Origin of the sequence: Streptomyces sp. NPDC056527 (assembly GCF_042794475.1) — a bacterium.
In the GTDB taxonomy this organism is placed as follows: domain Bacteria; phylum Actinomycetota; class Actinomycetes; order Streptomycetales; family Streptomycetaceae; genus Streptomyces.
This window is the reverse complement of the sequence record NZ_JBHTTQ010000016.1, coordinates 97,621-109,900: the sequence shown is the minus strand read 5'-3', so window position 1 is coordinate 109,900 and position 12,280 is coordinate 97,621. Positions and strand designations below refer to the sequence as shown.

The window sequence follows — 12,280 nt, the reverse complement described above, 5'->3', positions numbered from 1 at the left end:
GACGATGTCTCCGGGCCCTTCCTCGTACATGTACCGCTACGGCAGCTGAGCCGCCTGCGCCTGCCGCGCCTCGCGGCTCTCGCGGCGGTTGCCACGGAAGGTGTTCACCCGACGGGCCGTCGCGAAGAGGGGGATCACGGCGCCCATCACCACCTGCAGGGCACAACCGGCCTGCAGCAGGAACTGTCCGCCCGGCGCGTCGAACGCCCACGCGGCCAGCATCCCCATGGCTCCGACGATCCAGGCGAGCATCGCCACCGCGAGGACACCCCGCGGCTTGGGGTACTCGACCCGGCTCACCATCAGCCAGGCGACGCCGATGATGGCGAGCAGCGTCGGGATGAACGGCAGCTCCAGGAGCACGATCGAGACCACCGTCAGCGCGCCGAAGGGGCTCGGCATGCCCTGGAACATGCCGTCCTTCAGAGTCACGCAGGAGAATCTCGCCAGCCGCAGCACCACCGCGAGCAGCACCACGATCGCGGCCACCGCCGAGACCTTCTGCTGCGCGCCGGGCGTGACCATCCCGTACACGAGTACGAAGTAGGCCGGGGCCAGACCGAAGCTGATCAGGTCCGAGAGGTTGTCCAGCTCGGCGCCCATCGGGGACGAGCGCAGCTTGCGCGCCACGATGCCGTCGAACAGGTCGAAGATCGCCGCGGCCAGCATCAGGATCACGGCCGTGGCGGCGCTGTTGCGCGCCATGCCGGTCTCGGTGCTGCCCGTGAGGTGCGGGATGAGGATGCCCGTGGTGGTGAAGTACACCGCCATGAATCCACACGTGGCGTTACCGAGCGTGAGGGCGTCCGCTATGGACAGCCTCAACGACAGAGGCATCTCCTCGGCCTCTTCGGCCTCCTCCGCGTCGCCGTCGGCGACCCAGTCGGCGGCCCGGGTGTCGGGATCAATCACGGTCAATGCGAGTCACCCCCGCGGTCGTGGTCTGACCGACCTCGACGGCGACGTCGACACCTTCCGGAAGGTAGATGTCAACGCGCGACCCGAAGCGGATCAGACCGATGCGCTCACCCTGCTCGACCTTCGTCCCCTGCGGGATGTACGGCACGATGCGGCGGGCCACGGCCCCCGCGATCTGCACCATCTCGATGTCACCGAGCTCGGTGTCGAAGTGCCAGACAACGCGCTCGTTGTTCTCGCTCTCCTTGTTGAACGCCGGCACGAACCCACCGGGTACGTGCTCCACGGACGTCACCGTGCCGGCGAGCGGCGCGCGGTTGACGTGGACGTTCAGCGGGCTCATGAAGATGGCGACCCGGGTCCGCCCGTCCTTCCACGGCATGATGCTCTGCACCACACCGTCGGCGGGGGAGATGACCCGGCCCTGAGCGATCTCACGCTCGGGGTCGCGGAAGAACCACAGCATGCCCGCCGCCAGGGCGGTGGTGGGCACGGCGATGGCCGCGGCACGCCGAGACTTGCGCGCACGCACGAGGCTCAGCGCCGCGGTGGCGACGGTCGGCAGAAGCCACGGCGATGCTCCGCGTGCGATGCGTACGCCCTTGGGGGTGTCGCGGTGTGCAGAGGTTTGGCTGTGGGGCATGGATGACCTTCGTAGCGGATGATGCCGCACTGGCAACGGGGGACGGCGGCTTTCGGGCGATGCTATCGGTTGCGGGCCGCAACTGGGCAAGCCAGAAGCCGAGTCGGCGGCCGGAAGACGATGACAGGGTGTGATCTTCTTCGCGGCCAAACCGACCCAAATGCGACAATCAGCCCTGGAATCGGTACTCCTCGAGCAGCCTGCGCCCAATGATCATTTTCTGGATCTCGGCGGTACCCTCGCCGATGAGCAGCATCGGAGCCTCGCGGTAGAGGCGCTCGATCTCGTACTCCTTCGAGAACCCGTATCCACCGTGGATACGGAAGGCGTCCTCGACGACTTCCTTGCAGTATTCGGAGGCGAGGTACTTCGCCATCCCCGCTTCGAGGTCGTTTCGTTCCCCGGAGTCCTTTTTGCGTGCTGCATTCACCATCATGGCATGAGCGGCCTCGACCTTGGTAGCCATCTCGGCGAGCTTGAACTGAATCGCCTGGTGCTGGGCGATCGCCTTGCCGAAAGTGTGACGTTGCTGGGCATACGAGACACCCAGCTCGAAGGCACGCTGCGCGACACCACAGCCACGGGCCGCGACGTTGACGCGGCCGACCTCCACGCCGTCCATCATTTGGTAAAACCCTCGGCCGGTGGTGCCGCCGAGTACCCGATTGGCCGGAATGCGCAGTCCGTCCATGATGAGTTCGGTGGTGTCGACACCCTTGTAACCCATCTTGTCGATCTTCCCGGGGATCGTGAGGCCCGGACGGACCTCTCCGAAGCCGGGCTCCTTCTCGACGAGGAAGGTCGTCATCGACTTGTGGGGCGCCGTGCCCTCGGGGTGTCCTTCGTCACTTCGGACGAGAACGGCGACCAGCGTTGACGTTCCGCCGTTCGTCAGCCACATCTTCTGGCCGTTGAGGACGTACTCGTCGCCGTCCTTGACCGCCTTGGACGTGATCGCCGACACGTCCGAGCCGAGGCCCGGCTCCGACATCGAGAAGGCGCCACGCGTCTCGCCGGCCGCCATCCGCGGAAGGAAGTAGTCCTTCTGCTCCTGGGTGCCGTGCTGCTTCAGCATGTACGCGACGATGAAGTGCGTGTTGATGATGCCGGAGACCGACATCCAGCCACGGGCGATCTCCTCCACGCACAGCGCGTAGGTGAGCAGCGACTCACCCAGACCCCCGTACTCCTCGGGGATCATCAGACCGAAGAGGCCGAGCTCCTTGAGCCCGTCGACGATCTGCTGGGGGTACTCGTCGCGGTGCTCCAGCTCGGTGGCGACCGGGATGATCTCCTTGTCGACGAACTCCCGGACGGTCTTGAGGATCTCCTGCTGGACGTCCGTGAGCCCGGCGGTCTGGGCGAGTCGGGCCATGGCTACTTCTCCGTCTTCTTGGCGGGCTCGATCAGCTCGGGGCGGCCGGGCTGCTCGCCGCCGCGCTCCTTGATGTACGTCTCGGTGGGGACCATCACCTTGCGGCGGAAGACGCACACGAGGGTGCCGTCCTGCTTGTAGCCCTTGGTCTCGACGTAGACGATGCCGCGGTCGTTCTTCGACTTCGACGGGGTCTTGTCGAGGACCGTGGTCTCGCCGTAGATCGTGTCGCCGTGGAAGGTCGGCGCGACGTGACGCAGCGACTCGATCTCCAGGTTGGCGATCGCCTTGCCCGAGACGTCCGGCACGGACATGCCGAGCAGCAGCGAGTAGATGTAGTTGCCGACGACGACGTTCTTCTTGAAGTCCGTCGTGTTCTCCGCGTAATTCACATCCATGTGAAGCGGGTGGTGGTTCATCGTCAGCAGACAGAAGAGGTGGTCGTCGTACTCGGTGACCGTCTTTCCGGGCCAGTGCTTGTAGACGGCGCCGATCTCGAACTCTTCGTAGGTGCGGCCGAACTGCATCGGACTCAGGCCTCCGGGATCTCGAACTTGGTGGTGCGCTCCATGCCGGCCGCGCGGCCCTTGCCGGAGATGACCAGGGCCATCTTGCGGGAGGCCTCGTCGATCATCTCGTCGCCGAGCATGGCCGAGCCCTTCTTGCCGCCGGCCTCGGACGTGTAGTAGTCGTACGCGTCCAGGATCAGCTCGGCGTGGTCGAAGTCCTCCTGCGAGGGGGAGAAGATCTCGTTCGCGGCGGCGACCTGGTCCGGGTGGAGCACCCACTTGCCGTCGAAGCCCAGGGCCGCGGCACGGCGGGCGACCGCCCGGTAGCCCTCGGGGTTGCGGATCTGCAGGTAGGGGCCGTCGATCGCCTGGAGGTTGTTGGCGCGGGCGGCCATCAGGATCTTCATCAGGATGTAGTGGTAGGCGTCGGCGTCGTAGCCGGGCGGCTGCTCGCCGACGACCAGGGACTTCATGTTGATGGAGGCCATGAAGTCGGCCGGGCCGAAGATGATCGTCTCGACGCGCTGCGAGGCGGTCGCGATCGCGTTGACGTTGTTGAGGCCCTGGGCGTTCTCGATCTGCGCCTCGATGCCGATCTTGCCGACCTCGAAGCCCATGGTCTTCTCGATCTGCGTCAGCAGCAGGTCGAGCGCCACGATCTGCTGGGCGTCCTGGACCTTCGGCAGCATGATGCAGTCGAGGTTCTGGCCGGCGCCCTCGACGACGGTCACGACGTCACGGTACGTCCAGTGGGTCGTCCAGTCGTTGACCCGCACCACGCGCGTCTTGCCGGTCCAGTCGCCCTCGTTCAGGAACTTGACGATGGTGTGGCGGGCCTCGGGCTTCGCGAGCGGCGCGCAGGCGTCCTCCAGGTCCAGGAAGACCTGGTCGGCGGCGAGCCCCTGGGCCTTCTCCAGGAAGCGGGGGTTGGAGCCGGGGACCGCCAGGCACGAGCGACGCGGGCGGAGTCGGTTCACGGGGCTGGTCATGCGGGGACCTCCAGGGGGTCGAGCTTGTTCGCTTTCCGGATCTCGTCGACGATACGGCCGATGATCTCCGTGATACCGAAGTCCTTCGGTGTGAAGACGGCGGCCACACCCGCGCGCTTCAGTTCTGCGGCGTCGGCGTTCGGGATGATCCCGCCGACGATGACCGGGACGTCGTTCGCCCCCGCCTCACGGAGGCGGTCGAGGACGTCCGGGACCAGCTCGGCATGCGAGCCGGAGAGGATCGACAGACCCACGCAGTGCACGTCCTCGGCGAGGGCCGCGTTGACGATCTGCTCGGGCGTCAGCCGGATCCCCTGGTAGACCACCTCGAAACCGGCGTCACGCGCGCGTACGGCGATCTGCTCGGCCCCGTTGGAGTGCCCGTCCAGGCCGGGCTTGCCGACCAGGAGCCGCAGCCGTCCCGCGCCCAGCTCCGTGGCCGTCCGCGCCACCTTCTCCCGTACGAGAGCCAGCGGGGTGCCCGCCTCGGCCGTCACCGCGACGGGTGCGGAGGAGACGCCCGTGGGGGCGCGGAACTCGCCGAAGACGTCCCGCAGCGCCCAGGACCACTCGCCGGTCGTGACGCCCGCACGCGCGCACTCCAGAGTGGCGGCGAAGAGGTTGCCCTCACCGGCGGCCGTCGCCTTGAGCGCCGCCAGGGACTCCTGGGCCCGGTTCTCGTCACGGTTGTCGCGCCACTCGTGGAGCTTCGCGACGACCTTGGCCTCGTTGGCCGGGTCGACCGTCATGATCGCCGTGTCGAGATCCGAGGTGAGGGGGTTCTCCTCGGTCGACTGGAAGATGTTGACGCCGACGATCTTCTCGTCGCCGGCCTCGATCCGGGCGCGCCGCTCGGCGTGCGAGGAGACCAGCTGGGACTTGAGGTAGCCGGACTCGACGGCGGCCATCGCGCCGCCCATCGCCTGGATCCGGTCGATCTCGGCCAGGCACTCCTCGACGAGCGAGTCGACCTTGGCCTCGATCACGTGCGACCCGGCGAAGATGTCCTCGTACTCCAGCAGGTCGGACTCGTGGGCGAGCACCTGCTGGATACGGAGCGACCACTGCTGGTCCCAGGGACGGGGCAGGCCGAGCGCCTCGTTCCACGCGGGCAGCTGGACGGCACGCGCGCGTGCGTCCTTCGAGAGCGTCACGGCCAGCATCTCGAGCACGATCCGCTGGACGTTGTTCTCCGGCTGGGCCTCGGTCAGACCGAGCGAGTTGACCTGCACGCCGTAGCGGAACCGGCGCTGCTTGTCGTTCTCGATGCCGTACCGCTCGCGGGTGACCTTGTCCCAGATGCGGCCGAAGGCGCGCATCTTGCACATCTCCTCGATGAAGCGGACGCCCGCGTTCACGAAGAACGAGATACGGGCGACCACCTCGCCGAAGCGGTCCGCGGGGACCTGGCCGGAGTCCCGGACGGCGTCGAGCACCGCGATCGCGGTGGACATCGCGTACGAGATCTCCTGGACCGGAGTGGCCCCCGCCTCCTGCAGGTGGTAGCTGCAGATGTTGATCGGGTTCCACTTCGGGATGTTGTTCACCGTGTAGGTGATCATGTCCGTCGTGAGGCGCAGCGACGGGCCGGGCGGGAAGACGTGCGTCCCGCGCGACAGGTACTCCTTCACGATGTCGTTCTGGGTGGTGCCCTGGAGCCTGGTGACGTCCGCGCCCTGCTCCTCCGCGACCACCTGGTAGAGCGCCAGGAGCCACATCGCCGTGGCGTTGATGGTCATCGAGGTGTTCATCTGCTCCAGGGGGATGTCCTGGAACAGCCGGCGCATGTCACCGAGGTGCGAGACCGGGACCCCGACCCGACCGACCTCGCCGCGGGCGAGGATGTGGTCGGGGTCGTAGCCGGTCTGCGTCGGCAGGTCGAACGCGACCGAGAGGCCGGTCTGACCCTTGGCGAGGTTGCGCCGGTACAGCTCGTTGGACGCCTCGGCGGTCGAGTGACCGGCGTACGTCCGCATGAGCCACGGCCGGTCCTTCTGACGCTCAGTCATGTACGGTCCCGGGATCAGATGTTACGGAAGCGGTTGATGGCGTCGATGTGCTTCGCGCGCATCTCCGGATCGCGCACGCCCAGGCCCTCCTGCGGGGCGAGGGCGAGAACGCCGACCTTGCCCTGGTGCAGGTTGCGGTGGACGTCGTAGGCGGCCTGCCCGGTCTCCTCCAGGGAGTAGACCTTGGAGAGCGTCGGGTGGATCTTGCCCTTGGCGATCAGGCGGTTGGCCTCCCACGCCTCGCGGTAGTTGGCGAAGTGCGAGCCGATGATCCGCTTCAGCGACATCCACAGGTAGCGGTTGTCGTACTGGTGCATGTACCCCGAGGTCGAGGCGCAGGTGGTGATGGTGCCGCCCTTGCGGGTGACGTAGACGGAGGCGCCGAAGGTCTCGCGGCCCGGGTGCTCGAAGACGATGTCGATGTCCTCGCCGCCGGTCAGCTCACGGATCTTGGAGCCGAAGCGCTTCCACTCGCGCGGGTCCTGGGTGTTCTCGTCCTTCCAGAACTTGTAGCCCTCGGCGTTGCGGTCGATGACCGCATCCGCGCCCATGGCCCGGCAGATGTCGGCCTTCTCGGGGGAGGAGACGACACAGATCGGGTTGGCGCCGCCGGCCAGTGCGAACTGGGTGGCGTACGAGCCGAGTCCGCCGCTGGCGCCCCAGATCAGGACGTTGTCGCCCTGCTTCATGCCGGCGCCGTTGCGGGAGACCAGCTGGCGGTACGCGGTGGAGTTCACCAGACCGGGGGAGGCGGCCTCCTCCCAGCTCAGGTGGTCCGGCTTCGGCATCAGCTGGTTGGACTTGACGAGGGCGATCTCCGCCAGCCCGCCGAAGTTGGTCTCGAAGCCCCAGATGCGCTGCTCGGGGTCGAGCATCGTGTCGTTGTGGCCGTCCGAGGACTCCAGCTCGACCGAGAGGCAGTGGGCGACGACCTCGTCACCGGGGTTCCAGGCGTTGACGCCGGGGCCGGTGCGCAGCACGACGCCCGCGAGGTCGGAGCCGATGATGTGGTACGGCAGGTCGTGGCGCTTGGTGAGCTCCGACAGGCGTCCGTAGCGCTCCAGGAAGCTGAACGTGGAGACCGGCTCGAAGATCGAGGTCCAGACCGAGTTGTAGTTCACGGAGCTGGCCATGACGGCGACCAGGGCCTCACCCGGGCCGAGCTCGGGGAGCGCCACGTCGTCGAGGTGGAGCGACTTGCGCGGGTCCTTGTCGCGGCTCTCGAGGCCGGCGAACATCTCGGCCTCGTCCTTGTGGACGGTCACGGCGCGGTACGACTCGGGGAGCTTGATGTTGGCGAAGTCCGAGGACGTGGAGTCCGGGGACTGGATCGCGTCCAGGATGTCCTTCACGGGGTGCCTCCGGCGGTGCGGCGTCTGAGGGAGACGCGCTGAGGGTTACGTCTTGGAGTGCTGCTGTGGAGGTGTGCCGTCGGTTCGGCGGGGGTGGTGCGGTGGCTGCGCCGGGTAGGGCGCTGAGGGTTGCCTGTGACGCAGGCGTCCGGGCGCACAATCGCTTGTGGGGACAGCCGACGCACGAGCTGATCTCTGCGCGCCGGCCGCCCGGACAACTTCAACTTATGGCACCGCGTGTCACCTGACAAGGCACTGGGTGCCAACAATTTCACTCAGATGCAATCCCCCCGTCACACATGAGCGATGATCGATCGATCGGGGGGTCGAAAACGGACGAAGGCCGCCCCGGGAAAGGGGCGGCCTTCGTCGTGGCGCGGGGGTCGGTGCGTCGTCAGTTCTTCCTCAGCGCCTGCTGGATCGTGCGCATGACCTCGTCCAGCGGGGCGTCCGTACGGGCCACGGCGACCACCACGTCCCCCTCCGTGGAGGCCACGGCCGCGGGGGCCGCGGGGCCCGTGGTCGCCGGCTGCGCCTGCGGGGCCGCGGCCGGTCGGGCGCCTATGCCGGTGCCGAAGGTCTCCCGCACGATCGCGAAGGCGTGGTCCAGCTGGGCCTCCACGTCGCCCTGGCCCCCCGCACGCAGCCAGCGGCGCAGCACGTGGTTGTGGGCGGTGACGACCGCGGAGGCGGCCACCTCGGCCAGCAGCGGGTCGTCGTTGCCGTCGTGGTGGTCGCGCTCGTCGAAATGGCCCAGGAGATAGCGGGTGAACAGCCGCTCGTAGCGGGCCACCGAGGCGATCTCGCGCTCCCGCAGGGTCGGTACCTCGCGGGTGAGCCGGTAGCGCTCCACGGAGACCGCAGGGGACCCCGCGTACATCTTCATGACTTCCTTGATGCCCCGGCAGACCGTGTCCAGCGGGTGCTCGTGGGGCGGCGCGGCGTTCAGCACCGCCTCCGCCCGCACCAGGGTGTCGTCGTGGTCGGGGAAGATCGCCTCTTCCTTGGAGCGGAAGTGGCGGAAGAAGGTCCGGCGCGCGACCCCGGCCTGGGCGGCGATCTCGTCGACCGTCGTGGCCTCGTACCCCTTGGTGGCGAAGAGCTCCATGGCCGCCGCGGCCAGCTCGCGGCGCATCTTCAGCCGCTGCGCGGCCGCGCGGGTGCCCGCCGGGCTCTCCTGCGTGTCGGAGGAGGACGGGGACGTGGACGTGGCACGGGGTGACTTCGCGGCCTTGGACATGTCCTGAACGTACTGCATCAGCGCGGGAGTGTGCCCAGGTGGGGGAGGGTCGCCCGGGGCGCCGGAGGCGACCCCGGGACTCAGCAACCCTCCCCAGCCCGCGTAGGGCTCAGCGTCGGGCATATTCGCGGAAGCCGCGCCCCGTCTTGCGGCCCAGGCAGCCGGCCGCCACCAGGTGCTCCAGGAGCGGCGCCGGGGCCAGGCCCGGGTCGCGGAACTCGCGGTGCAGAACCTGCTCGATGGCGAGGGAGACATCGAGGCCGACGACGTCGAGCAGCTCGAACGGACCCATCGGGTAGCCGCCGCCCAGCTTCATGGCGGCGTCGATGTCGTCCAGCGTCGCGTAGTGCTCCTGGACCATCTTGATCGCGTTGTTCAGGTACGGGAAGAGCAGCGCGTTCACGATGAATCCGGCGCGGTCGCCGCAGTCCACCGGGTGCTTCCTGATCTTCGCCGTGACCTCGCGGACCGTGGCGTGGACGTCGTCGGCGGTCAGGACCGTACGGACGATCTCCACCAGCTTCATGGCCGGCGCCGGGTTGAAGAAGTGCATCCCGATGACGTCCTGCGGGCGCGAGGTGGCGCGGGCACAGGCGACGACCGGCAGCGAGGAGGTCGTGGTGGCCAGCACCGCGCCCGGCTTGCAGATCTTGTCGAGCCGCCCGAACAGCTCCTGCTTGATCGCCAGGTCCTCGGCGACCGCCTCCACGGCCAGGTCGACCTCGGCGAAGGCGTCGAGCGAACCGGCCGCGGTGATCAGGGCCAGCGTCTCGTCCCTGGCCTCGCCGGTCATCCGGCCCTTGTCGACCGAACGGGCGAGGGACTTCGCGATCCGGGCCTTGGCGGTGTCGGCCTTCTCCTGGGAGCGGGCGGCCAGCACGACCGTGTAACCGGCCTTGGCGAAGACCTCGGCGATACCGGAGGCCATCGTGCCGGAGCCGGCGACGCCCACCGAGCGGACCTCGCGGCCCTCGGCGGTGGCGGCGCTCTCCAGCGGGGTGAGCGCGTCGCGGACCACGGTGGCCGAGCCCGGGGCGTCGTACGTGTAGAACCCGCGGCCCGACTTGCGGCCCGTCAGGCCGGCCTCGCTGAGCTGCTTGAGGATCGGGGCGGGGGCGTGCAGCCGGTCCCGCGACTCGCTGTACATCGCCTCCAGGACCGTACGGGCGGTGTCGACGCCGATCAGGTCGAGCAGCGCCAGCGGGCCCATCGGCAGACCGCAGCCGAGCTTCATGGCGGCGTCGATGTCCTCGCGGGAGGCGTACTTGGCCTCGTACATCGCGGCGGCCTGGTTGAGGTAGCCGAAGAGCAGCCCGTCGGCGACGAAGCCGGGACGGTCGCCGACGGCGACCGGCTCCTTGCCGAGGTCGTGCGCGAGGGCGGTGACGGCCTCGACGGCCTGCGGGGCGGTGAGGACGGAGGAGACGATCTCCACCAGCTTCATCGCCTGGACCGGGGTGAAGAAGTGCAGACCGAGGACGCGCTCGGGGTGCGCCGAGTCGGCGGCCAGCCGGGTCACGGAGAGCGCGTTGGTGCCGGTGGCGATGATGGCGTCGGGCCGGACGATGGCGTCCAGGGCGCGGAAGACCTCCTGCTTGGCCTCGTACGACTCGGGGACGACCTCGATCACGAGGTCGGCGTCCGCCGCGGCCTGGAGGTCGGAGAAGGTGCGGAAGCGGGCGAGGACGTCCTGCCGCTCCTCCTCCGTGATCCGCTCACGGGTCACCGCGCGGGCGGTGGAGGCCTCCAGGGCGGCGACGGCCTGGGTGGCGGCGGCTTCGCTGATGTCGACGCCGATGACCTCACGGCCGGCCCGGGCGAGGACGTCGGCGATGCCGGTGCCCATCGTGCCGAGACCGATGACGGCGATGGTGGAGAGAGGGGTGTCCATCAGGGGACTCCAGGGAGGGAAGAGTGACGACTGAAGGCGGCAATGCGGGCGCGAACGGATCGCGAACGGAAAGCGCGAGGAGTTCGCGACGGATGCGCGAAGAGGTCGCGTGGAAAAGGCGACGGACTCTGTCCCGGAGTCACATCGAAAACTGCCGAACCGACAAACTCGATCTCACGACGACTGCGTCACCAGGCCGTTGTGAGGGTGCGGGGGGTGACCCGCTCACCTGAGATTAACCGGCGGGTAACGAGCGCGCCAGTCCCCAGGAGTTCGGAAAATGTGATCTGGATCGCGGATACCCTGACGGCCATGGAAATCGCCCAGGACCCCGAATTCTGCTCGATGATCGATCGATTGCGGGACGAGATCCACGACGGCGCGGAAGTCGATCGAAAACCATTCGAAGAACTCGTCGCCACCGATGATCCCGAGGAGTTCGCCCGGGTCCTGACCGCACCCGGCCAACCCCTCTGGGCCCGCGAGATCGCGGCCTTCCGGCTCGGCCTCGCCCGCGATCCGCGCGCCTTCGAAGCCCTGGTCCTGCTCCTCAACCACCGCGAGCCGGAGCGCTGCGTCTCCGCCGCCTACGCCCTGACGCGGCTCGGCGACCCGCGCACCGCGCGGGCGGCCGCCGCCCTCGCCACCAACGAACTCCGTGTCGCCTACGCCCTGTTGCCGGTCCGGCTGCTCGCCGATCTGCGCGCCCCCGAGTCCGTACCGGCCCTGGTCGCCGTCCTCGAACGGCGTCTGGCGGCCGACGACCCGCACTGGCGGGTCGGCATCGCCTGCGTCGAGGGGCTCGGCACCCTCGGCGACCCCCGCGCCCTGCCCGCGATCGAGGCCGCCCTGCCCCATCCCCGCCTCGGCCCGGCGGCCGCGGAAGCGCTCGCCCGGCTCGCCGGCTAGCCCGCGTCGCTCTCCGGGACCAGGGCGAAGGCCTCGATCTCGATCAGCAGCTCCGGGCGGACCAGGGCGGCGACCTGGACCGCCGAGCTCGCGGGCAGCGGGGCCGTGCCGAACGCCTCGTCCCGCGCCGTGCGGACCGCGGGCAGGTGGGCGACGTCGGTGACGAAGTACGTCAGCTTCACCACGTCCTCGAAGCCCGCGCCCGCCGCGTCCAGGCAACGGCGCAGGTTCGCGAAGACCTGACGGGCCTGCGCCGCCGGGTCGTCCGCCCCGACGACGGCGCCCGAGGCGTCGAGGGAGCACTGGCCGGATATCGCCACGAACCGGCCGGTGCCCCACACGACATGGCTGTACTGGGGGCTGGGGGCGATCCCCTCGGGAGCGGGGACGTGGGTGAGGTGCGTCGTCATGCCCGACATCCTCGCCCACCCCACCGACAGCCCTC

Annotated in this window: 11 protein-coding genes; 1 reads left to right on the top strand and 10 read right to left on the bottom strand. The window is 68.8% G+C overall.

The features are described from left to right. Positions 1 to 36: 36 nt before the first annotated feature. From pssA to ACFQ7Q_RS12080, 9 genes are all read right to left on the bottom strand, one after another. The gene (gene pssA, locus ACFQ7Q_RS12120; protein WP_362356067.1) at positions 37 to 912 is read right to left on the bottom strand and encodes a CDP-diacylglycerol--serine O-phosphatidyltransferase; all 876 of its coding nucleotides are present in this window, start codon (positions 910 to 912) and stop codon (positions 37 to 39) included. Then, entirely contained in the window at positions 905 to 1,561 is a 657-nt protein-coding gene (locus tag ACFQ7Q_RS12115; protein WP_376430642.1) for a phosphatidylserine decarboxylase, read from the bottom strand. Before ACFQ7Q_RS12115 ends, pssA begins: the two co-directional genes overlap by 8 nt. Positions 1,562 to 1,730: 169 nt before the next feature. Then, positions 1,731 to 2,936: an acyl-CoA dehydrogenase family protein gene (locus tag ACFQ7Q_RS12110; RefSeq protein WP_329114005.1), complete on the bottom strand. Its 1,206-nt coding sequence runs from the start codon at positions 2,934 to 2,936 to the stop codon at positions 1,731 to 1,733. Between the two features lie 2 nt (positions 2,937 to 2,938). Then, positions 2,939 to 3,463, bottom strand: coding sequence for a MaoC family dehydratase (locus ACFQ7Q_RS12105; RefSeq protein WP_383552890.1), 525 nt, complete (start codon positions 3,461 to 3,463; stop codon positions 2,939 to 2,941). A gap of 5 nt (positions 3,464 to 3,468) precedes the next feature. After that, positions 3,469 to 4,434 carry a CoA ester lyase gene (locus ACFQ7Q_RS12100; RefSeq protein ID WP_329114001.1) on the bottom strand — a complete coding sequence of 322 codons (966 nt, stop codon included), beginning with the start codon at positions 4,432 to 4,434 and terminating at the stop codon, positions 3,469 to 3,471. After that, entirely contained in the window at positions 4,431 to 6,443 is a 2,013-nt protein-coding gene (locus ACFQ7Q_RS12095; protein ID WP_383552887.1) for a protein meaA, read from the bottom strand. The genes ACFQ7Q_RS12100 and ACFQ7Q_RS12095 overlap by 4 nt, the downstream gene beginning before the upstream one ends. Before the next feature lie 14 nt (positions 6,444 to 6,457). Then, positions 6,458 to 7,795, bottom strand: coding sequence for a crotonyl-CoA carboxylase/reductase (ccrA, locus tag ACFQ7Q_RS12090; protein ID WP_383552884.1), 1,338 nt, complete (start codon positions 7,793 to 7,795; stop codon positions 6,458 to 6,460). Positions 7,796 to 8,189: 394 nt separating this feature from the next. Next, a complete protein-coding gene (locus ACFQ7Q_RS12085; protein ID WP_383552881.1) occupies positions 8,190 to 9,035 on the bottom strand; it encodes a TetR family transcriptional regulator in 846 nt (281 codons plus the stop codon). 109 nt (positions 9,036 to 9,144) lie between these two features. After that, complete coding sequence (locus tag ACFQ7Q_RS12080) at positions 9,145 to 10,926, bottom strand: 3-hydroxyacyl-CoA dehydrogenase family protein (RefSeq protein WP_383552878.1); 1,782 nt, start codon at positions 10,924 to 10,926, stop codon at positions 9,145 to 9,147. A 312-nt stretch (positions 10,927 to 11,238) separates the two neighbouring features. Here ACFQ7Q_RS12080 and ACFQ7Q_RS12075 point away from each other — a divergent pair, with 312 nt between their 5' ends. After that, positions 11,239 to 11,835, top strand: coding sequence for a HEAT repeat domain-containing protein (locus tag ACFQ7Q_RS12075; RefSeq protein WP_383552876.1), 597 nt, complete (start codon positions 11,239 to 11,241; stop codon positions 11,833 to 11,835). On the opposite strand, the gene ACFQ7Q_RS12070 is transcribed toward ACFQ7Q_RS12075, so the two are convergent. Beyond that, positions 11,832 to 12,245, bottom strand: a complete 414-nt coding sequence (locus ACFQ7Q_RS12070; protein WP_383552873.1) for a RidA family protein — start codon at positions 12,243 to 12,245, stop codon at positions 11,832 to 11,834. The genes ACFQ7Q_RS12075 and ACFQ7Q_RS12070 overlap by 4 nt on opposite strands. Positions 12,246 to 12,280: the final 35 nt, after the last annotated feature.